The 20116-nt window shown below is 45.6% G+C and carries 23 protein-coding genes; 9 read left to right on the top strand and 14 right to left on the bottom strand.

Going from position 1 to position 20116, the window contains the following annotated elements; all coding sequences use genetic code 11:
* Positions 1–70: 70 nt before the first annotated feature.
* Complete coding sequence (locus C2758_RS01850) at positions 71–418, top strand: FKBP-type peptidyl-prolyl cis-trans isomerase (protein WP_215328897.1); 348 nt, start codon at positions 71–73, stop codon at positions 416–418.
* 87 nt (positions 419–505) lie between these two features.
* Here C2758_RS01850 and C2758_RS01845 read toward each other — a convergent pair whose 3' ends face one another.
* Positions 506–1489, bottom strand: a complete 984-nt coding sequence (locus tag C2758_RS01845; RefSeq protein WP_215328896.1) for a lytic transglycosylase domain-containing protein — start codon at positions 1487–1489, stop codon at positions 506–508.
* Between the two features lie 517 nt (positions 1490–2006).
* On the opposite strand from C2758_RS01845, the gene C2758_RS01840 reads away from it, so the two are divergent.
* The gene (locus C2758_RS01840; protein WP_215328895.1) at positions 2007–3026 is read left to right on the top strand and encodes a DNA/RNA non-specific endonuclease; all 1020 of its coding nucleotides are present in this window, start codon (positions 2007–2009) and stop codon (positions 3024–3026) included.
* Positions 3027–3033: 7 nt separating this feature from the next.
* On the opposite strand, the gene C2758_RS01835 is transcribed toward C2758_RS01840, so the two are convergent.
* Entirely contained in the window at positions 3034–3273 is a 240-nt protein-coding gene (locus tag C2758_RS01835) for a DUF3820 family protein (protein WP_215328894.1), read from the bottom strand.
* 153 nt (positions 3274–3426) lie between these two features.
* Here C2758_RS01835 and C2758_RS01830 point away from each other — a divergent pair, with 153 nt between their 5' ends.
* The 4 genes from C2758_RS01830 to C2758_RS01815 are packed head-to-tail and all read left to right on the top strand — an operon-like array spanning position 3427 to position 6146.
* Positions 3427–4335 carry a DUF6662 family protein gene (locus C2758_RS01830; protein ID WP_251369230.1) on the top strand — a complete coding sequence of 303 codons (909 nt, stop codon included), beginning with the start codon at positions 3427–3429 and terminating at the stop codon, positions 4333–4335.
* A 10-nt stretch (positions 4336–4345) separates the two neighbouring features.
* Positions 4346–4900, top strand: coding sequence for an FMN-binding protein (locus C2758_RS01825; protein ID WP_215328892.1), 555 nt, complete (start codon positions 4346–4348; stop codon positions 4898–4900).
* Positions 4897–5724, top strand: coding sequence for an FAD:protein FMN transferase (locus tag C2758_RS01820; RefSeq protein WP_215328891.1), 828 nt, complete (start codon positions 4897–4899; stop codon positions 5722–5724). The genes C2758_RS01825 and C2758_RS01820 overlap by 4 nt, the downstream gene beginning before the upstream one ends.
* A complete protein-coding gene (locus C2758_RS01815; RefSeq protein ID WP_215328890.1) occupies positions 5721–6146 on the top strand; it encodes a hypothetical protein in 426 nt (141 codons plus the stop codon). Before C2758_RS01820 ends, C2758_RS01815 begins: the two co-directional genes overlap by 4 nt.
* A 61-nt stretch (positions 6147–6207) precedes the next feature.
* On the opposite strand, the gene C2758_RS01810 is transcribed toward C2758_RS01815, so the two are convergent.
* Genes C2758_RS01810 through C2758_RS01800 form a run of 3 tightly spaced genes read right to left on the bottom strand, consistent with a single transcriptional unit; the run spans position 6208 to position 7627 of the window.
* Positions 6208–6393 carry a DUF2892 domain-containing protein gene (locus tag C2758_RS01810; protein WP_215328889.1) on the bottom strand — a complete coding sequence of 62 codons (186 nt, stop codon included), beginning with the start codon at positions 6391–6393 and terminating at the stop codon, positions 6208–6210.
* Between the two features lie 33 nt (positions 6394–6426).
* The gene (locus C2758_RS01805; RefSeq protein ID WP_215328888.1) at positions 6427–6744 is read right to left on the bottom strand and encodes a metalloregulator ArsR/SmtB family transcription factor; all 318 of its coding nucleotides are present in this window, start codon (positions 6742–6744) and stop codon (positions 6427–6429) included.
* Between the two features lie 13 nt (positions 6745–6757).
* Complete coding sequence (locus C2758_RS01800) at positions 6758–7627, bottom strand: MBL fold metallo-hydrolase (RefSeq protein ID WP_215328887.1); 870 nt, start codon at positions 7625–7627, stop codon at positions 6758–6760.
* A 69-nt stretch (positions 7628–7696) separates the two neighbouring features.
* On the opposite strand from C2758_RS01800, the gene C2758_RS01795 reads away from it, so the two are divergent.
* Positions 7697–8521, top strand: coding sequence for a sulfite exporter TauE/SafE family protein (locus tag C2758_RS01795; RefSeq protein WP_215328886.1), 825 nt, complete (start codon positions 7697–7699; stop codon positions 8519–8521).
* Positions 8522–8625: 104 nt separating this feature from the next.
* On the opposite strand, the gene C2758_RS01790 is transcribed toward C2758_RS01795, so the two are convergent.
* The 6 genes from C2758_RS01790 to C2758_RS01765 form a co-directional block, all read right to left on the bottom strand.
* Entirely contained in the window at positions 8626–9354 is a 729-nt protein-coding gene (locus C2758_RS01790; protein WP_215305893.1) for an ABC transporter ATP-binding protein, read from the bottom strand.
* A 31-nt stretch (positions 9355–9385) separates the two neighbouring features.
* Complete coding sequence (locus C2758_RS01785) at positions 9386–11314, bottom strand: ATP-binding cassette domain-containing protein (protein WP_215328885.1); 1929 nt, start codon at positions 11312–11314, stop codon at positions 9386–9388.
* Positions 11315–11316: 2 nt separating this feature from the next.
* Positions 11317–12195, bottom strand: a complete 879-nt coding sequence (locus tag C2758_RS01780) for a branched-chain amino acid ABC transporter permease (protein ID WP_215328884.1) — start codon at positions 12193–12195, stop codon at positions 11317–11319.
* Positions 12196–12345: 150 nt separating this feature from the next.
* On the bottom strand, positions 12346–13530 hold the full coding sequence (locus tag C2758_RS01775; protein WP_215328883.1) for an ABC transporter substrate-binding protein: 1185 nt from the start codon (positions 13528–13530) through the stop codon (positions 12346–12348).
* 145 nt (positions 13531–13675) lie between these two features.
* On the bottom strand, positions 13676–14605 hold the full coding sequence (locus tag C2758_RS01770; RefSeq protein ID WP_215328882.1) for an EamA family transporter: 930 nt from the start codon (positions 14603–14605) through the stop codon (positions 13676–13678).
* Positions 14598–16241, bottom strand: a complete 1644-nt coding sequence (locus C2758_RS01765; RefSeq protein WP_215328881.1) for a GMC family oxidoreductase — start codon at positions 16239–16241, stop codon at positions 14598–14600. The genes C2758_RS01770 and C2758_RS01765 overlap by 8 nt, the downstream gene beginning before the upstream one ends.
* A 113-nt stretch (positions 16242–16354) precedes the next feature.
* On the opposite strand from C2758_RS01765, the gene yjgA reads away from it, so the two are divergent.
* The gene (yjgA, locus tag C2758_RS01760) at positions 16355–16882 is read left to right on the top strand and encodes a ribosome biogenesis factor YjgA (RefSeq protein ID WP_215328880.1); all 528 of its coding nucleotides are present in this window, start codon (positions 16355–16357) and stop codon (positions 16880–16882) included.
* On the opposite strand, the gene C2758_RS01755 is transcribed toward yjgA, so the two are convergent.
* The 3 genes from C2758_RS01755 to pcaD are packed head-to-tail and all read right to left on the bottom strand — an operon-like array spanning position 16879 to position 19036.
* The gene (locus tag C2758_RS01755) at positions 16879–17955 is read right to left on the bottom strand and encodes an acyltransferase (RefSeq protein WP_215328879.1); all 1077 of its coding nucleotides are present in this window, start codon (positions 17953–17955) and stop codon (positions 16879–16881) included. The genes yjgA and C2758_RS01755 overlap by 4 nt on opposite strands.
* Positions 17956–17964: 9 nt before the next feature.
* Entirely contained in the window at positions 17965–18150 is a 186-nt protein-coding gene (locus C2758_RS01750) for a hypothetical protein (protein ID WP_215328878.1), read from the bottom strand.
* Between the two features lie 25 nt (positions 18151–18175).
* Positions 18176–19036, bottom strand: coding sequence for a 3-oxoadipate enol-lactonase (gene pcaD / locus C2758_RS01745; RefSeq protein ID WP_215328877.1), 861 nt, complete (start codon positions 19034–19036; stop codon positions 18176–18178).
* Between the two features lie 69 nt (positions 19037–19105).
* Between pcaD and C2758_RS01740 the strand changes: the two genes are divergently transcribed.
* On the top strand, positions 19106–20116 hold the full coding sequence (locus tag C2758_RS01740) for a tripartite tricarboxylate transporter substrate binding protein (protein WP_215328876.1): 1011 nt from the start codon (positions 19106–19108) through the stop codon (positions 20114–20116).

Here is a 20116-nt window from a genome sequence, read left to right as displayed (position 1 = left end):
TTTGCTCGAACAAAAAGATTACGCTCAGAATATACTAGCCCCTCATTTTCAGCCAAAGAGGAAGATAAACGTGAGCGAACTCCAAAAAATAGATACCATTGTGGGCGATGGTAAAGAAGCGACTGCCGGCAACCATGTAGACGTGCATTACACCGGATGGTTATTTGATGAACAGGCGCCAGATCATAAAGGTCAAAAGTTTGATAGCTCCCTCGATCGCGGCCAATTATTTAGCTTTCCTTTGGGCGCTGGCCATGTCATCAAGGGCTGGGATGAAGGCGTACAAGGCATGAAAATTGGTGGCAAGCGCACCTTAATTATTCCATCTGAGATGGGTTATGGCCCCCGTGGTGCCGGTGGTGTGATCCCCCCAAATGCAACCCTGGTATTTGATGTAGAGCTTCATGGCGTAAATTAATTTCCGCCCCTGCATTAGAAAGTAATAAGGCCACTCAATTAAATAAACTGAGTGGCCTTTATTTTTTCCTGGGAAAAACTGTAGAACTTATGAGCGCAAATCTTTGCCGTTCAAAGTGAGTTTGTTAGGTGCCACTGGCTGACACAAACTAATCAAACGATTTCTTTCCGCCATTACCTTATCGGTATAACCGCCGTCACTCTCTGCATTTGCCGCACCTACATAGTATTTCAAGCCATTACGTAATGAACCGCTAGTGGCAATCAAATACTTCAAAATATAAGCGCCTACCCGAATATTGACTTCAGGCTTGACCGCATCGGTTGCGCCACCATACAGAGCATATTTATCTTTGTGGATGTTAGTCATCACCTGCATTAGACCTTCAGCACCAGCATGGCTTTTAATCAGGGGATTAAAGTTGGACTCTACCGAAATCACGGCGAGCAATAACACTGGATCGATTTTGACTTCTTTTGCAATCAACACAGTATTGGAGATGTATTCCTCAATCTTGGCACGATCTAATTTGTACTTCTTCTCAAAGAAGTCAGCTACTGCGCGTTGGTTTTGAATCGAGACCATCAGCTTTGAATCTAATGCCTGAGGATCAATTTTTGAAGTGGGAATGCGATCAGCCAAATGGGAGATCGGTTTTACCTGGGTGTGCGCCACTGAGGGCATCAACAGGGCAACTGTTTGTTGCTTAGCGCCCATCAAACCAGTGCCTGGGATAGCCGATGCATTTCCGTAAAGCACATTGGCTATTTCTTCATCCGCAGACGCCTTAGCAGTCGCTTCTTGATACTGATCGAGCATGCTGAAACCATTTTGCCAAACTATATGGCGAGCTTCGTCTGGAACCAGGATTCGAGCTAAATCGAAAGCACCTGCTTGAGTTCCGTTACCGGAAAGCCAGAGCCCAACGGTCATGAACACGGTCACAATCAATAGACCATTCATGACCCTGTACACGGGGGATAGAGCATGAGCGAGCAAATTCTTAGCGTGAGCCGTTGCTGGCTGTGCTAGTTGCGTGTCACTCGAATTGGTAGAAAAACATTTAATCATCCGTAGTCTTGCAGTACCCCAAAAACCCAGCTTCAGATTTATGTTGCAACGCAATAAGTAAAAAACATGACTCACTCTAAAAAGGTTCTTATATCAAGTCAAGAATAAAGAACCTGATTTCAATAACTTATAGGTCTTGAAACCGGGATGTTCCCTACTAACATCTCTAAAATGGATATTTATCCATTTAAATTCAATAGCTTAAAGAAGTTAGTGGGGGCTTATTTCATATAATAAAAAAGTGCTTAAATTCGGACTTTTTTACTAATTTTTCTCTTCAAAAGAGATGTCTGACCCGTACATCTAGTATTTGATGGGCTAAATTTTCTACTGGTAGTGTTTTTTCGTTCATGAGCTCAAGTTATGCATTGGTCTGTTGACATGTGTTTTGCACAAATGAAACATCAGATAAAAGAGTTCTAAGCGCTCATCAACACTAGCCATATAGCTAATTTGATCGCGAGATACGCACAAAACGTTCATACCCTGATGACGACACTCATTACACTGGCATTCAATGAAATTCTTGGCTAAAACCCTCTTATTAATCTCGCTTTGGCTCCCACTGAGCGCATCAGCTCTCTTTGATCAATGCCAGGATCTATTCCCAAATCACCAAATACCTAGCACTACACAGGTGGGGCGAGACCTGTGTTTTGATGATTTCGCGATCTACTACTCGCCTTTAGACAAAAAGCCTATCTACACCGTTGAGAGACTCAATGGTGAGCAACTCCAGGCACCTCATCCTCGCCGTACCAATCAATTCTATGAAGAGGCCAGACTCCCAGCCCATGAACGCGCCCTACTGGCAGACTATCGCGGCAGCGGATATGACCGGGGTCACAACGTGCCAGCTGGTGACATGACAACCGAGAGGGGAATGGCGCAGTCCTTCTCCCTGGCAAATATGATGCCGCAGGCTCGGCAAAATAATCAGGGCATCTGGGCTAAACGGGTTGAAGAGCCTACCAGGATGTATATCAAGCGCGTACAAGGCGATGTCTATGTCTACACTGGATCAGTGGGTCATGCTGGCAGTATTGGTAAAGGCAAGGTCACCATTCCGAGTCACCTTTATAAGCTGGTCTACGATCCTGCCAAAAAATTAGCTTGGGCTTATTGGGTTGAAAACACCGACGATGCGCAAATGAGTGCACCGATCTCCTATACCGAACTGATTCAGAAGACCGGCATCGACTTTCATCTACCGATTGAGCTTGGCGCAAGCCAGTCTAGCAAACCAGCTGAAAAGAGTAGTCCGGAGGCTAGGCCTATAGTAGGTGGCTGGTATCCCATTTTTTTCGATCAGTACTCTCCTGAAAAGCTTGCGTCACTCGCCGCGAACATCAAAGCGGGAAAGGTTGCCAGTGTGCAGATTCAATACGACCGCAATCTAGAGTTAGCTCAAAAGCTGGCGCTAGAAATTCAGGCGCAAAGTGTATTGCAGGCCGCCCTCTCCCAGAGCAGTCCGCCATATTCACCTAATGTGGTCTATGAACGCAATCGCGTGATAGTGATAGTTCACTCCAAGTAAATCTTGCCTACTCGCGGCTACGGGGAATAATTCCATGAGCCCGTTGGATAGGGGCCAATAAACCGCGCAAGCCATTGTGATCCAGGGTGTGCATTAACTCCAGCAATTTCCCAAGCTCACTCTGAGGAAATCCCTCACGAGCAAACCAGGCTAAATAATTACCAGGCAGTTCTGCAAGTGCACGGCCAGCATGCTTGCCGAATGGCATCTTCATTGTGACCAGCTTCACCAGGGCTTCTGAATCCATAGACCCAAATCTTACAAGCTCAGGCTAGTCCTAGGCAAAAACTCGACACCAAAGCGCGCAGGGTCAATTTCTCAATTGAGAATTGTTCTCATTTACTGTATATTGAGAATCATTCTCATTTACTTTTATTGACCACCCCACTAGACCATGAAAATGACCATCAAAAGACTTGTTGCCTTTAGCATCCTCTTAGCCACAGCCCTGCACTTCTCATTCGCAAATGCGGGTGAAGGTGCATTTGGCTGGATTTACACCCTCGACCTCCAGCCCAAAGGGAAGCTCGAGTTTGAACAACGCTTGCAACTCAACAAACAACAGGCTGCCGGTACCTATGATGCATGGACAGCTAGAACCGAGTTGGAATATGGCCTGACCAATGATTTACAAATTGCTGGCTATATCAATTCCTACTACACCAGCGCAAGTCAGAATTACACCAACTCAGAAGCCTGTGGCGATAGCCCAAGTTGCACAGGTGGGTATGGGGTGCCATCCAGCCATGACCCAGCTACTCCCTATAGAAAAAGTGGCATTGAGGGTGGATCACTAGAAGCTATTTATCGACTCACTAATCCAGTGACATCACCCGTTGGTGTGGGCCTCTACTTAGAGCCGACTATTGGTAGAAATAAAAATGAGATTGAGGCACGCTTACTTTTGCAATCAAATTTCATTGATGATCGCTTAATTTTGGCAGGTAACGTTGTTGTAGCGAATGAACGCTTAAAGTTTATTGAAAATGGCAACGTACCAGAGTCAATGCTCGACTTCCTTGTGGGCGCTAGCTATCGGTTTGCCCCTAAATGGTCTGCTGGCGTTGAGGCGCGCTTCCATAATGACTACTCAGAATTGAATTTGCGCAATCAAGTCCAGCGTGCCACTTTTGTGGGGCCCAATATGCACTACGCCGCCAAAGACTGGTGGGTCACTGGCGCTTGGCGCTATCAACTCAAAGGTGGCAACTGCATGGGTGGCGGAGAAGCCGAATGCTCCAATGCGCGTGTTTGGGATAGTCATTCAGTGAATGAATTTATCGTCAAAGTTGGATTTCCGTTGAACTAAAGAAATGAATATGCACTGGAAACCTAACCCCCTATTCATCATTGGTCTAGCTATGACAACCGCACCAATCATTGCACAGGCCAAGATTTATGTATCCATTGAACAAGCTCAAAAGATACTACTACCCAATAAATCACTTGTTAAAAATCCCATCATCATTACCGATGATCTACAAGATAAAATGCGCTCAGCTTCGAGTATTCGCCACCCCTTTCAAGGGGACCGAATTTGGAGGGCGGCTGACGGAAGCTGGTTCATCGTTGATGAGGTAGTCGGTAAACATGAAATGATTACTTATGCCGTATCACTCAATCCATCGGGCGTAGTAACTGGAATTGAGATTCTGGAATACGTTGAATCTTACGGATACGAAGTAGCAGAAGCCAATTGGCGTAAGCAGTTTGTCGGAAAGACCGCTGCAGATCCCATTAAGCTTAATCAAGATATTCAGAATATTGGTGGTGCAACGCTCTCCTGCAAACATTTGACTGATGGCGTTAAGCGGGTTGCGGTCTTATATGACATCGCTTTAAAAAATCAGACCTTGAGCCTAAAAGCAAAATGATTCGTTGCAAGCCGCTTTTAGGCACCTTCGTAGAAATCAAGATTGAAGATCCATCACCCCCATTGAAAGCGCTAGATGAGGCTTTTTTAGCTATTGAACAAGTACTATCTTTGATGAGCTTTCATAATCCTGACAGCGAGCTTTCCCAGATCAATGCTAGATCCTATTTAGAACCTGTTCGAATTCACCCGTGGACAGCTGAAGTTCTCAGGATCGCAAAAGAGGTTTACCTCCAATCCCAAGGCATATTTAATTGTGGAGTTGGTCATCGCCTAGTGGAAGCAGGTCTACTCCCTAAGCATGGCAAGCTCAATGATTGCTCATTTGGAGGTATTGAAGATCTCCAATTTATTGAACTCTCCTTGCTTCGATCGTCTCTACCGCTTTGCCTTGATCTTGGCGGTATCGCCAAAGGCTATGCAGTAGACAAAGCGGTTGAAGCATTAATCGCTAACGGTATCCAATCTGGATCGGTCAACGCAGGCGGGGATATCCGCGTATTCGGGGATCGCTCTCAAGCCATTCAAATTCGTAATCCATCAAAACCGCATGAACTCATCCAGATTGGTAGCATGTCAGCAGGTGCGATTGCCACAAGCAGTCTCTACTTTGCAAACCGCACTAGCAGCTCAAAGAGCTTTATGGTGAACCCCCTGAATCAAGGACATATTGAGTTTTCAGAGTCTTACTCAGTGGTCGCTACTAGATGTGTCTACGCAGATGCCTTAACTAAGGTAGTGAGTATTTCTAGGAATGTTCAGCATCCTTGCTTAAGTCATTTTTCTGCCCAAGCAATCCGCGTCCCCAACACCCAGTCTCTATGAAAAATACAAATCGCCTTGGCAAGATGCCAACATGGCAAAAATACTTTGTTCAAATCGGCATGTTGGCTTGCTCCCTCACTGGGACGGTTTATTTACTTGGCCATGAATTCCGTATTGAACGGGCCGTCTTGGGAACCCATTCGGTATTGGCATGGCACGGCATTGCTGCCATATTGGCTACGATAGCTCTAGGCTCAGTTTTACCCTTTCATCTGAAGGCGGGCCTGAAGTCCAAGAGGAAACTGTGGAGCGGCTTAAGTCAATTGGCTTTTTTAGCAATCTTATTAGTATCGGGCGCCCTGTTGTACTACGGCCCTGAGGAAATGCGAGATGGGGTCATTGCAACACACTGGATGATTGGTATTACCTTCTTTGCTATCTTTTTGCTACATGGCGTCTATGCTAAAAAACTACCGTCTTGAATGCAAATAAGCCATATTGAGTCACTTGATCTCAATATGGCTTAGTCCAGATTTGGGACGATTACTTAGAGCAAAAATTATTTCCTAGTAATAAGTAGGCTGGGCAAAAACGGAAAATACCAGTAACCATAGGGATGAGTCCGAGCCAACCCCACCAGCCTACGGTACCGTTAGCTGCAAGTGCAACCAGTAGAAGGCCTACTGAGATTCTTAAAATACGATCGATACCGCCGACGTTACATTTCATATTGAACTCCCTTGAAAAACGATTGAGGAATGATTACTTCTTACAGAAATGCTTGTAGAGCAAACTCATCACTGCGACAGCAACCTCACTGGATAGGGTGTAATAAATTTGCTTTCCTTCTCTACGTGTTTTAACCAGCTTTTCTTTGCGCAACACAGTCAATTGCTGCGAGAGGGTAGGCTGATGTAAATCCAGTGCAGCCTCTAACTCACCAACACATTTTTCTGCTTGACCGATTTCGCATAAGAGCATCATGCGATCTCGATTGGATAAGACCTTCATGAGCTTGCAGGCATCATCTGCCGCTGACTGCATCTTCTTCAATTCCGCTTTGGAGATAGGTATATTCATCGTCATTCTCCGATCAGAGGGCATTCAAAGGAATCTTTAAATACGAGACTCCATTGCTATCGGCATCAGGAAAATGTCCGGCTCGTATATTGACCTGAATAGAAGGCAAGATGAGTGTTGGCATCTCTAAAGTGTGATCTCGTGTGGTGCGCATTTCTATAAATTGCGCTTCAGTCACACCATCATGCACATGAATATTATTTGCCTTTTCATCAGCAACAGTACTCACGCCAGTTGCAGGTCGGTTATTTGGAGGGTAGTCATGGCACATATACAACTTAGTCTGGCCAGGATAAGACAAAATCTTTTGAATAGACTGATAAAGCATCTTCGCGTCACCGCCTGGAAAATCACAACGGGCTGTGCCGACATCTGGCATAAATAAGGTATCGCCCACAAAGATGGCATCGCCGATTTCATAAGCCATGCAAGCAGGTGTGTGACCCGGCACAAAGAGTGCCTTTAAAGAGAGATTTCCGAAGGCGAGTGATTCACCCTCTTTTAGTAAGCAGTCAAATTGAGTGCCATCCGCTTTAAAGTGGTCATCTAGATTGAAGACGCCTTTAAATACTGCCTGCACACTCTTAATGTGATCTCCAATCACCAACTTACCGCCAAGTTGTCTTTGTAAGTAAGGAGCAGCCGTTAAATGGTCTGCATGAGCATGGGTCTCTAGGATCCAATCCACTTGGAGTTGGCGCTTCTTAACAAAGGCAATCAACTCATCAGCAGACTTGGTGCCAGTCCTGCCTGATTTAGGGTCATAGTTCAAGACAGAGTCGATGATGACGCATGGACTTCCCTCATCCTCATAGACCACATAGGTGTAGGTCCAGGTTTCTGGGTCAAAAAAGTCTTTAATCAAGGGGGTGGGCTTTGTCATCAACCAATTCTTTCGGGTGTCTAAATAATATATATATTTATATAATATATTAATATAAAATAAATTGCAATGGATTACTCAACTCTCATTAGCCCCTCGCTAGGCATCCTAGTAGGTATCCTCATGGGCCTTACTGGAGCCGGGGGCGGGATTTTGTCTGTACCGCTCTTAGTCTTCTTTCTAGGACTGCCGATTGCAGAAGCGGCGCCAATTGCCCTATGTGCAGTTGCCCTAGCTTCTACCATTGGCGCCATTCTGGGCCTCAAAAATAAGATCTTGCGCTATAAAGCAGCAGGTTTTATGGCAATCTTTGGATTAGCGCTATCGCCACTAGGACTTTGGCTTGCGCCTCAGATTCCGAATGCGCCCTTACAGATCCTCTTTAGCTTGATCTTGTTATATGTGGCTATTCGCTTGTTGAGTCAGGCTCGCAATCTGATTCGGGGCATTCCGGAGGAAAATAGAAAGCCCCCACCCTGCCTCATTAACCCTACTATCGGGAAACTCCAATGGACCCTGCCCTGTGCTCGCGCCCTTATGATCGCCGGCAGTATTGCAGGCTTCCTATCTGGTCTATTGGGTGTTGGCGGTGGTTTCATCATCGTGCCTGCACTGAAACGCTATACCGACCTACCTGTTAAATCCATCGTTGCCACCTCACTGGGAGTGCTCGCTATCATCACCGGTGGCGGAGCAATATTCTCAGCCGTTAGCGGTAGCTTAAATATCTTCGTTGCTGCGCCTTTTGCACTTGCTGCCTTAGGCGGGCTATTGATTGGGCTACTACTGGGTAAAAAATTAAGTGGGCCGCATACCCAACTCATTTTCTCGATCTTCACTTTAGTAATTGCAGTGAGTTTACTAATTAAAGGCGTGCTAACTTTGAACCTGTGAGGCCATCTTGCTTATTCAGAACTAGCAAAGTAGAAGGTTGGTTTGCTCTCCAATAGAAAAAGCCCTCTTTCGAGGGCTTTTGAATAACACGGTGCTGCTAAATATTAGTGGCTGCTAGCTCCACCTAAGTAAGCCGCTTTAACTGCTGGATCATGCATTAACTTATCGGCTGGGCCATGCGTTGCAATCTTACCGTTCTCAAGAACATAACCGTAGTCTGCTACCTTTAGAGCCGCTGCAGCGAACTGCTCAACTAATAACATCGTCACACCTTGTGATTTAAGATTAGAAATAATTCTGAAAACTTCCTCAACCAAAATCGGCGCCAAGCCCATTGAAGGCTCATCCAAGAGAATGATCTCTGGGTTAAGCATCACCGCACGAGCCATTGCCAGCATCTGTTGCTCACCACCTGACAATGTTCCAGCCAATTGATTACGACGCTCTTTTAAGCGTGGGAACATTTCGAGAGATCTCTCAAGATCATTCTTAATGTCGCCTTTTGGACGACTACCCGTAAAACGTGGAAACGCACCTAACAGGAGGTTGTCATTTACAGACATAGTCGTAAATACACGACGACCTTCTGGGCTATGTGCCAAACCGAGACGTGCGATTTTATGAGAGTCGTAACCATCAATTTTTTCGCCGCCCAGGGTAACTTCACCGCTGGTTGGTTTAATCATGCCAGTGATAGCGCGCATCGTCGTTGTTTTACCAGCGCCGTTAGAGCCAATCAAAGTAATAACTTGTCCTTTTGGAACATCAATATTGATGCCGTGTAGAACTTTTACTTTGCCATAGCCTGCTTCAAGATTCTTAATAGATAACATGGTATTTACCGATTCAATATAGTTCTAGTGATTAAGTACCCAAGTAGGCATGAATCACCTTCTCGTCTGCCTGAACTTCAGCTGGTTTACCTTCTGCAATCTTCTGACCGAAGTCCAATACAGAAACGATATCGCAGACTGACATCACCACATCCATATGATGCTCAATCAGGATGAAGGTAATACCGCTATCGCGGATCTTACGAATAATGCGCAAGAGCTCTTTAATATCTGGAGCTGTCAAACCAGCAGCTGGCTCATCCAACAAGAGCAACTCTGGATCTAAAGCCAAGGCGCGGGCAATCTCTAAAGAGCGTTGTTTACCGTATGGCAAATTACGCGCCTCTTCATTCGCTAAATCTTCCAAGCCCACAAACTTCAACAAGGCCATCGCGCGAGCATGTGCTTCTTGCGATTCCTTTTTGTAGCGCGGCAAGTTCAGCGCAATCTCCAACATATTGGATTTAAAGGTGTGATGCAATCCAACCAAAATATTTTGGATGGCAGTCATCTCACCAAAGAGCTGTACGTTTTGGAAGGTACGAGCGATACCCGATAAGGCGATATCAGAAGACGTACGGCCAACGACGCTTTGACCGGCATACAACACATTACCGGCCGTAGGCTGATAGATACCAGTCAGAACGTTCATCATGGTGCTCTTACCGGAGCCGTTTGGTCCAATCAAACCATGAATGGTGCCGCGCTTAATGCTGAGGTCAACATTATTCAAGGCCTTCAGACCACCAAACTGCATCAGTACAGAGTCAACCTTCAGAAGCTCAGTGCCTGCATTTTGATTATTGACTGCGCTAATGAAGCTGATTGAATCATCAATGTCATCTGCTTTTTCACCACGAGTTGTCACTGTCTTGCCGATGATAGATTGGTAGAAGCTCTTCGCAAAGCCAACGATACCGTTTTGCAAGTAATACACCACTAACAAAATCATGAAGCCGAAAATACTCAAACGCCAATCGGAGATTCTGTCTAACCAGAATGAGAATGCTGCCAGACCAACCACTCCTGCCAAAGGCACCATCACGCGTCTTGGTGTGGTGACTTTCTTGGAGAGAGCCATAGCAGCACCTACTGCAACTACAACCGCGATCGTAGTAGCAACAATACGGAATAAATTAATATCGTCGAGGAGTTTAGGCAGCAGAACAATAATGGCAGCGCCTAGTAATGAACCCAAACGAGACTTACGACCACCCATAATGACCGCTAACAAGAAAAGAACCGCTAATTCATTGTTGTAGGTATTTGGGGAGATGTATTGCTCCGAGTAGGCATATAAGCAACCAGCCAGACCAGCAAAGCCAGCACTAATTACGAACGCAATGACTTTAAAGCGGTAAACCGAGACACCCATACAGTCGCAAGCCACCGGACTATCACGTAAGGCCTCAAAAGCACGGCCCATCTGGGATTTAACAAAACGATCGACCACTACCATCGCAATAATCAAAACAATACAAACCAACCAGAAAAACTGCGCCTTTGACATTGGGGCGCCCATCAAATCAGGCTTAGGAATCTTGATTCCTAATGGGCCTTCTGTGAGCCATGTCATCTCGTTAATTAAGATCTGGGTGATGGTTCCAAATGCCAAGGTCACCATCGCCAAGTAAGGTCCGATAACTTTTAGCGCGGGTAGAGCTAAGATTCCGCCAAAGATCGCTGTGACAACGATTGATGCTGGCAAGGTAAGCCAAATCGGAGTGCCGAAATGGAAAAACAATACACCGGCGGTGTACGAACCAATTCCGAACAATGCAGCATGACCCAAGGAAACTTGACCAACGTAACCCACCACGATATCTAAGCCATACAACAGAATGGTGTAAATCAGAATCGTTTCTATCAAGTGAATGTAGTACGGATTACTAATAAATAAAGGTAGGCTAAATAAGCCAACAATTGCAATTAATAGAGGTAATAGAGACTTCGATTTCATTATTAAACTTTCTTGATTGCAGTTTTACCAAAGAGACCAGATGGCTTAAATGCAAGCACTAATAAGAGCAAGATCAAGCCTGGTACGTCTTTGTAGCCAGTAGAAATATAAAAGCCTGTGGCAGTCTCAACAATTCCAAGAATCAATCCGCCCACAATGATTCCCATACCACTTGAGAGGCCGCCAATAATGGCCACTGCAAATGCTTTTAAACCCAGAGCGCCACCCATAGCAGCGCCAGTTAATGTCAACGGAGCAATCAGCACACCTGCAAAGGCAGCCGTTAAGGATGACAGTGCATATGAGAAGGTGATTACCAAGCTGGTATTAATACCCATTAAGCCGGCAGCATCGCGATCGTTTGCTGTTGCAACAACCGCTTTACCGTAAATTGTTTTACGATTAAAAAACTCTACCAACATCATCATCACTAAGGCGCCAACTACGACCAAGATTTCCATTGGCAAAATATTTGCTCCAAGGAATTCCATTGGCTCCATCGGCAGCGGGGATGGAAATGGCAATGCATCACGACCCCAAATGTTTTCAGCCACGTTTTTGAAAATAATACCGAGTGCGATAGTGGACATAATCCAACCAAACTCAGATTTGATCTTAATCGCAGGACGAACACCAATCAGCTCTACGAAACCACCTTGCACCATCCCGAAAAGACAGACGATTGGAATCATGAGCCAGTAGTTCATGCCGAACATATCAACGCAGGTCAGACCAACTAAGGCGCCCAACATCAAGGCCTCACCTTGACCGAAATTCAATGTGCCAGAAGTGGCAAAAGTCAGCTGAAAGCCGAAAGCAATGACCGCATAGATCATGCCGACCGCTATACCGCTGGAGAGGATTTGTGCAAACATTTCCATGATGTAGACCTAAAAAATTCTAAAACTGTTTTATGAACGATTCGACATTGTAAGCAAAACGCCGCTTTGTGGGCGGCGTTTTGTTCATTAATACCTCTTAAATTGCTGCAGTGCGGAAAATTTGAGTTTCCGCACCCACTCTAAGAAGTATTACTTCTTCTTAGCTGTTGCATCTTCAGCATTCAAGAACTCAACCTTACCGTCCTCAACAATGCCCATTACTACGTCTTTAGCTTTGATAGCCTCATGGTCAGCTGCGGAAAATGGCTTGTTATAAGACATTACAACGCCATCAACAGGAGTTTTCAGGTCTTGCAATGCTGCCAAGATCTTTGGTCCCTCTGTACCTTTAGCTTGCTTGATAGCAGCTGCCAAGAGGTATACAGAGTCGTAACCTTGAGCTGCTGATACTGGGGAAGCTATGATGCCGTTCTTTGGTTTGAAATCCTTCAGGTAAGCCTCAACGAAAGCTTTACGCTTTGGTGTTGTTGGGGGGTTCTGAATGAAAGTCTCTGGCATGGTTGCGCCGTTACCGTTCTTACCGGCTGTATCAATGAAGCTGGCCATAGACAATGTCCATGAACCGATCATTGGCTTTTTCCAACCCAATTTCGCCATACCGTTCGCAATTTGTGCCAACTCAGGTCCGATTGCGTAAGTCAAAATAACTTCTGCGCCAGCATTTTTTGCCTTAAGCAATTGTGAAGTCATATCAACGTCACCGAGGTTGAACTTTTCAGTAGCAACTGGAGTTACGCCATAAGTCTTGAGCGCCTTCTCTAAGTCTTCACGGCCTAACTGACCGTAGTTAGTAGAGTCAGCCAAAATAGCTACTTTCTTCAAGCCACGCTTCTCAACCGCTTCTTTAGCGATCATTGGAGCCTGGATGTTGTCAGCAGCAGAAGTACGGAAAACATAGTTCTCAGCGGCATTTGGAAATTGCTTAGTAATCAAAGTACCAGTTGCAACGTTGTTGATGACTGGGATCTTCGCCTCTTGGAAGAAGCGCTGTGATGCCAAGGCAACACCAGTGTTGATGTAACCCAAAGTAGCAGCTACTTTTTCGTTATTGATCAATTCTTGAGCGATTTGTACGCCACGCTCGTTTTTAGCTTCGTCATCGCGCTCAACTAAAACAATCTTGTTGCCGTCAATGCCGCCAGCAGCGTTAATTTCTTTAGTAGCCAAACGTACGCCATCACGCATACTCACGCCCATGGAAGCTGAGCCGCCAGTGAACGGGCCAATAACACCCACTTTGATATCGGCAGCGTAAGCTCCGGTTGATAACATGGCAGTAGCAGCTACTGCAAAAATGTGACGACGAATATTCATAAAGTCTCCATGACTAAAAATGCTAATTAAATAAGTTCTTTTTTGGGTACAACTTAAAACGAATAGCCATCTTACAGTCAATGTAGAGGCAAAAAAAGGGGTTTGTATTAGGGTTTTACATTAGCCCCTAGTGATAAAAGCCGTTTTAAAAAAAATGACGACTTCGCTCCCGCAATGCGGGCCAGAAAAGATTTACCACTAAACCAGCTATTACGAGGCCTGCAGCCATGATTTTCCAGCTTGGCAGGGCCTCGCCCAAGAAAAAAGCTGACGCCCCCATCCCAAAGATGGGTACCAGCAAGGGGGCGGGGGCTACTATGGCCGCTGGATGCTTTGAGAGCAGCCAACCCCAGGCGGCATAGCCAAACAGGGTATTAGCCCATGCCTGCCAGAGCACCCCAATCCAAGCACCCATGGGGGCCACTAGAGTGACCCCCCATAAATGAGTGGCACCGCCCTCAAAGATAAGGGAAATGATGAGTAAAGGGGGTATCGAGAACGCACTTGCCCAAACTACATAGGACAGCATATTGATGGCTCCAGCCCTGCGACTCACCGTATTGGCAACCCCCCAAGAGAGGCCGGCAAACACCACTAAGGCCAGGCCCAGGAAAGTCGTCATAGCATCGGTGTGCAGAGCAATGATGACCAAACCCGTCATTGCTACCGCTACGGCCACTGCCTGATAAAGCCTCAGACTTTCTTTTGCGAAGAACATCGCAAAGCCAATCGTAAAAAATACCTGCGTCTGAATTACCAATGATGCAAGCCCAGGGGAGATAAGCCCATCAATCGCGAAGTACATCACGCCGAACTGCCCTACCCCAGTTGCCAAACCATAGATGCACAGGTTAGTCCAAGAGACCTTGGGTTTAGGCATAAAAAATACTACTGGCAATAAAGCAAAAATATATCGCAGGGCAGCGAATAAAAATGGTGGAAAGCTCTCAAGAGAAATCTTGATCACTACAAAGTTAGTTCCCCAAACGGCAACGATGGCGAGCGCTAACAATAGATGGCTCGCAGGGAGCCCGGGATGTAACTGTGTACTTCCTAATGTTTTTGAACTACTCACCAGTAAGCAGTTCAGCAGCGCGTTGCGCAATCATCATGGTGGGCGCCGCAGTATTACCAGAGGTAATTGTTGGCATTGCAGATGCATCAACCACCCTCAGATGATGAATGCCCCTAACTCGTAATTGCGAATCCAGCACTGCCATCGGATCATCATCGCGCCCCATCTTGCAAGTGCCTACAGGATGAAAAATTGTTGTGCCAATGTCACCGGCAGCTTTAATCAGTTCTTCATCGCTTTGATATTGTTTGCCTGGCTTGTACTCATCTGGCGTGTACGGTTTGAGCGCAGGACTCTCCACAATCTTGCGTGTGAGACGCAATGCGTCTGCTGCTACTTTGCGATCCACGTCGGTAGATAAATAATTTGGCGCAATGACTGGGGGCGCTTCTGGATCGATCGAGCTAATGTGTACAGTACCGCGAGAGCTTGGTCGCAAGTTACAAACGCTGGCAGTAATTGCATTAAAGGAATGTAAATCTTCGCCGAACTTTTCTAGTGATAGTGGCTGTACGTGATATTCCAAATTGGCTGAAGGCTGCTCAGGTGAGCTGTATGCAAATGCGCCCAACTGAGATGGAGCCATCGACATCGGGCCAGAGCGCTTCAACACGTACTCCATGCCAATCATGAGCTTGCCTAATAAAGAGTTCGCTTTGGTATTGAGGGTCTTAATGCCATTGACTTTGTAGATCATGCGCAACTGCAAGTGGTCTTGTAAGTTTTCACCTACGCCAGGTAAATCTGCAATGACAGGAATGCCTAGTTTATTTAGATGCGCAGCTGATCCAATACCCGAGCGCTCTAGAACTTGCACGCTGCCAATGGCGCCTGCACTCAAAATCACCTCGCCTTGAGAATCAGGATTTTGATTGCTGCAATGAACGTCTACTGTTTTGCCATCCTGAATATATTGCACGCCGTAGCAATTTTTAGAGCTTGGATCAATCAATAATTTATTGACCATCGCTTCAGTAAGGACAGTGAGGTTAGATCGCTTAGCAGCATCACGCAAAAATGCTTTGGAGGTATTGAGACGCCAACCTTTGCGCTGACTGACATCGAAGTAACCTACCCCAAAATTATCGCCCTGGTTAAAGTCATCTGATACTGGTATGCCTGCTTGTACTGCAGCTTCTCTAAAGACGTCCATGATGGGCCAGCGCAAACGCTGCTGAGATACAGTCCACTCCCCGCCTTTGCCATGCCACTGATTTGCGGAGCCGTGATAATCCTCAAATGATTTGTATCGACGCAATGCATTTTGCCAAGACCAAGAGTCATCACCAGTGGCTTTAACCCAAGATGCGTAGTCACCCTCTTGTCCGCGCATGTAGATCATGCCGTTGATAGATGAGCAGCCACCCAAAACACGACCACGTGGATAGAGGAGTGAGCGTCCGTTTAGGCCTTTTTCGGCAGCAGTCTTAAAACGCCAATCTGCTCTTGGGTTATCGATGCAATATAGGTAGCCAACCGGTATATGTATCCAGATGTAGTTATCGTTCTTACCAGCCTCAATTAAAAGAACCCGTTTAGCGGGATTCTCAGTCAGGCGCTTGGCCAACATGCAACCCGCGCTGCCAGCGCCGATGATGATGTAGTCGTAGGTATTTTGATGGCTTGTTGTGCTCATATCTTTAGTTATATAGACGCCCATTTGTAAACTCCATTATTTACCAAATCTCCCCATAAGAAGAAATTAGACGATTCAGCTAGAAACGGTAAATACCTGTCTAAAATACCACCATGCATGTCAATGAAAAGAACCGCACCCCCAAAAAAGATGATCTTGATGATGGGCCCAGCAAATCCGAGCTAAAGCGCTTGATGACTGAGCGCCAAAAGCTAGCTGAAGTTCTAGCAGCGCTTAGCAGTGATGCCTTAAAGACCATACCTATGGATGAGGCTATTAAAGCCTCCATTGCGGAAACCAACAAGATTAAGAGTTTTGAGGCGATTCGTCGTCATAAGCAGTACCTTGGCAAGCTCATGCGCTTTTTGGATTCGGAAGAGCTCGATGCGATTCAAAAGCGCTTGGATGCAATTCAGGGTGTTAGCAAAGCAGAGACTGCAAAGCTGCATCATCTAGAGTCTTATCGTGATCGCCTAATCGCAAATGACGAAACCTTTACGAAGATGATTGAGCAATATCCCGATATGGACATCCAGAATATGCGCACGCTCATTCGTAATGCGCGCAAGGAAAAAGAAAGCAATAAACCTCCTAAGGCTTATCGTGAAATCTTTCGCGTCTTAAAAGAAATGGGACTTTAGAATTTAATTCTCCTAGATGGTAGTTCCACCCATCGATAGAGATAATTAGCAGCCTGCCAACTTGCCACAATAGAAAAAAACATCAGGGCGATCGCCATTGCGCCATCATGGTGCTGACTCATGCCCCAGCTGATATAAATCGTATTAGCCAGCAAAATAAAACAGAAGTGTATTAAAAAAACGCAGTACGACCTTCTGCTGCTCCATAAGATGGCATTCACCAACTTGTGCATTCGTGAATTTTTCTTTTCACGCCATCGATCAAGATATGCCCAATCACCCCAAAAGACTAGCGTAATCGCCACAACATAAGCCAGAAGATTACGAAACCAAATCTGCTGGAAACTGCCAATAACAATAGCAACCCCAATTACTATCATTAGTATGCTGGCAAGGCGATTAATCAATCGATCGGGATAGTTTTTGCAAAGCTGTGCTAGTACGCCCAAACCATAAGGACCCATGAAGTAAATAAAATAATTTTCATATTCACCATGTCTATTGAAGTACAACAAAGATAAAACGCAGACCACAGCCAAAATCCAGATTGCGGATCTAAAGGCAGGAAACATGCCTAAGAGGATCGCCAAGATAGCATATAGCTGCCAATCTATTCCCACATACCATATGCCAGCAGAAATTGAATCTAAACCTAAAATGCCCTGAAGGAAAAATAAATGCGCTAGAAATTGCCCTAAGGTTTCTGACTCTCCAACAAATTCATCTTGAACCCAAAAACGTGCAAGCCATGCGCAAGTAATAGTAATAATTAACGCAACTAAATAAGGAGTAAATAATCGTATATAACGATTGAAAATCGTCCTGAGGAGAATGTGTGGATTTTTTAAATCTTTTGCACGCGTGAGTGACTTAGCCGCCAAATAACCACCCAACACCAAAAAGATCTGCACAGCAAAACGACCATATTCAAACAGCCAGGCCATTATTGTTGGCAAAAAGTTTTGAGCATCCTCTGCCAATTGACCATAATTTGAAAAATGGTGAAGAACAATCGCAAAAGCTGCGAAAGTTTTTAAAAAATCAACTAGTAGGTAATGATTTTTAGATTGCAATGTAGCGATCTATTTTGACTTTGTCTTAGTCTTACCCATTAAAGAGGCGAGCATGGGATTGCTACTGGCAAGCTCTTTTTTGGTTTTAGCAATACCCTCTGCCGTACCCGGCTTTGGCGTCTTAGCAGCATTTTTCATACGCTGTGCAGTTGCCAGGGCGAGGTTTTTATAGAGATCCGTTTTTTTCATTGACATGGCGCTTTAATTTTTAAATACATTTCTACAAAGTGTTGTCCACTGTATCAATAAAGTCACGGACAGTGCGATTAAATTCTGCTGGTTGCTCGATGTTGGACAGGTGTGCAGCATCTTCCAATATGACTAACTTTGAGCCATCAATCATGCGATTGAGCACAATGGCTTGATCCACGGTACAGGCTGGATCCTGACGCCCTGTCAGAATTAGTGTGGGGGTCTTAATTTTTAAGAGCATCGTAGTTTGCGCCATATCTCTTACTGCACTTGCGCAACCTAGATAACCCTCAACCCCGGTACCCAAAATCATCTCACGCACTTTGGCGATATCTTGAGGAGCGCGGGCAATAAATGGAGCCGTAAACCAGCGCTTAATGGTGCCGTCTACTAAGCCGGCAATACCTTCTTTGCGCGCAAGCTCAAAACGCTCCTCCCACAAACTGCGTGGCGGCATTTCACTTGCTGTGTCGCAGAGGGATAGAGAATAAACACGCTCCGGAAAACGAGCGCCTAGTTGCTGACCAATCATGCCACCCATCGACAGTCCAATGAAATGCACTTTATCAATCTTTAAGGCATCGAGTAGGGCAACCGCGTCATCCGCCAATTGGGGAATGCTGTAGGGTGCTGGTGTTGTTTCAGAATCGCCATGCCCTCGCTTATCAAAACGGAGGACTCGATAACGATCGCTTAATGCAGGTACATTCCAATCCCACATACTGCAATCTGACATGAGGCTATTCGCCATCATCACCACATGGCCATCACTAGGACCATCAAAACGATAGGCGATATCGACCCCGTTGACCTTGATGATCTGTTTTTCTAGTTTTTGGCTCATTTGTCCCTGCTTTCTAGCTGGTGTAGCAATTTTTATATTTCCCATCTTGATCATGGAGATCTTGAAAGGAGCATGGTAGATTATCCAATGAAACTATAAAAATACTAAGGAGACATGATGCGAAAGACATTGCAATCCCCTCACTTGCTTAAGCGCAACTTATTGTTGAGCTTATTTATTGGTCTGGGCTTGAGCCTGAACCTGATTTCAACGGCCGTCAGCGCGCAAAGCTACCCCAATCGTACGGTAAAGATGATTGTGCCCCTGACTGCTGGTTCTGGTGCTGATATTGCCGGCCGTATTGTTGCCAAAAACCTTTCTGAGACTTGGAAACAATCAGTCATTATTGAAAATCGTCCTGGTGCTGGTGGCTTAATCGGCACCGGTGCAGTTGTTGGTTCCGAGCCAGATGGCTACACTCTTCTCGTGCAATCAGCCTCATACGCAGCCAATCCTGCAATCTATAAAAAACTGCCTTATGACCCACTGAAGAGTCTGATTGATGTCGATATCCTTGGACAAACTCCTTACGTCTTAATCACGTCTGCAGAAGGCCCATACCAATCCATCAGAGATCTGGTGATCGCAGCCAAATCCAAACCTGGTGAAATTACTTTTGCATCTGCCGGTGTTGGTAGCTCAACCCACCTTGCTGCCGAATACTTTAATCAGATGATGGGTATCAAGCTCATTCACGTTCCTTACAAAGGATCTCCAGAAGCCATTTCAGACACGATGGCTGGACGTACTGCTTTTTATATGGCTCCACTCGATACCGCTATCGGGCAACTCAAAGGTGGCAAAGTAAGAGCGCTTGGAGTTACTAGCAAAGTGCGCAATCCTGCCGTACCAGATATCCCAAGCATTGCTGAGTTGGGTTACTCCAACTTTGAAATTGGTCTTTGGTTTGGTGTGTGGGCACCTGCTGGCACACCAGCAGCAATTGTGAAAAAGATTAATCAAGATATCAATTTGGCAATGCAATCTCCCGAAGTGAAAACTGCTTATGAGGCCAAAGGCATCAAAGCAACTCCAATGAGCCCGCAAGAGTTTGCTAAGTTTGTTCGCGAAGAAATGGCGAAGTATCAGAAGATTGCTAAAGATGCCAACATTGAACCCCAGTAA

This window comes from Polynucleobacter sp. AP-Sving-400A-A2 (assembly GCF_018688155.1).
Lineage (GTDB): Bacteria > Pseudomonadota > Gammaproteobacteria > Burkholderiales > Burkholderiaceae > Polynucleobacter.
Note: the sequence above shows the minus strand (reverse complement) of the source record. Positions and strands in the feature narration are given on the sequence as shown.

Bases quoted from the DNA above. Each gene is read 5' to 3' on its own strand.
- C2758_RS01805 (WP_215328888.1), bottom strand. From the start codon at position 6,744: ATGAATATACCTATCTCCAAAGCGGAATTGAAGAAGATGCAGTCAGCG.
- C2758_RS01810 (WP_215328889.1), bottom strand. From the start codon at position 6,393: ATGAAATGTAACGTCGGCGGTATCGATCGTATTTTAAGAATCTCAGTA.
- pcaD (WP_215328877.1), bottom strand. From the start codon at position 19,036: ATGGGAAATATAAAAATTGCTACACCAGCTAGAAAGCAGGGACAAATG.
- C2758_RS01845 (WP_215328896.1), bottom strand. From the start codon at position 1,489: ATGATTAAATGTTTTTCTACCAATTCGAGTGACACGCAACTAGCACAG.
- C2758_RS01775 (WP_215328883.1), bottom strand. From the start codon at position 13,530: ATGAATATTCGTCGTCACATTTTTGCAGTAGCTGCTACTGCCATGTTA.
- C2758_RS01830 (WP_251369230.1), top strand. From the start codon at position 3,427: ATGACCATCAAAAGACTTGTTGCCTTTAGCATCCTCTTAGCCACAGCC.
- C2758_RS01780 (WP_215328884.1), bottom strand. From the start codon at position 12,195: ATGGAAATGTTTGCACAAATCCTCTCCAGCGGTATAGCGGTCGGCATG.
- yjgA (WP_215328880.1), top strand. From the start codon at position 16,355: ATGCATGTCAATGAAAAGAACCGCACCCCCAAAAAAGATGATCTTGAT.
- C2758_RS01840 (WP_215328895.1), top strand. From the start codon at position 2,007: ATGAAATTCTTGGCTAAAACCCTCTTATTAATCTCGCTTTGGCTCCCA.
- C2758_RS01825 (WP_215328892.1), top strand. From the start codon at position 4,346: ATGCACTGGAAACCTAACCCCCTATTCATCATTGGTCTAGCTATGACA.
- C2758_RS01750 (WP_215328878.1), bottom strand. From the start codon at position 18,150: ATGTCAATGAAAAAAACGGATCTCTATAAAAACCTCGCCCTGGCAACT.
- C2758_RS01785 (WP_215328885.1), bottom strand. From the start codon at position 11,314: ATGAAATCGAAGTCTCTATTACCTCTATTAATTGCAATTGTTGGCTTA.
- C2758_RS01815 (WP_215328890.1), top strand. From the start codon at position 5,721: ATGAAAAATACAAATCGCCTTGGCAAGATGCCAACATGGCAAAAATAC.
- C2758_RS01820 (WP_215328891.1), top strand. From the start codon at position 4,897: ATGATTCGTTGCAAGCCGCTTTTAGGCACCTTCGTAGAAATCAAGATT.
- C2758_RS01790 (WP_215305893.1), bottom strand. From the start codon at position 9,354: ATGTTATCTATTAAGAATCTTGAAGCAGGCTATGGCAAAGTAAAAGTT.
- C2758_RS01765 (WP_215328881.1), bottom strand. From the start codon at position 16,241: ATGAGCACAACAAGCCATCAAAATACCTACGACTACATCATCATCGGC.
- C2758_RS01800 (WP_215328887.1), bottom strand. From the start codon at position 7,627: ATGACAAAGCCCACCCCCTTGATTAAAGACTTTTTTGACCCAGAAACC.
- C2758_RS01835 (WP_215328894.1), bottom strand. From the start codon at position 3,273: ATGGATTCAGAAGCCCTGGTGAAGCTGGTCACAATGAAGATGCCATTC.
- C2758_RS01795 (WP_215328886.1), top strand. From the start codon at position 7,697: ATGGATTACTCAACTCTCATTAGCCCCTCGCTAGGCATCCTAGTAGGT.
- C2758_RS01740 (WP_215328876.1), top strand. From the start codon at position 19,106: ATGATGCGAAAGACATTGCAATCCCCTCACTTGCTTAAGCGCAACTTA.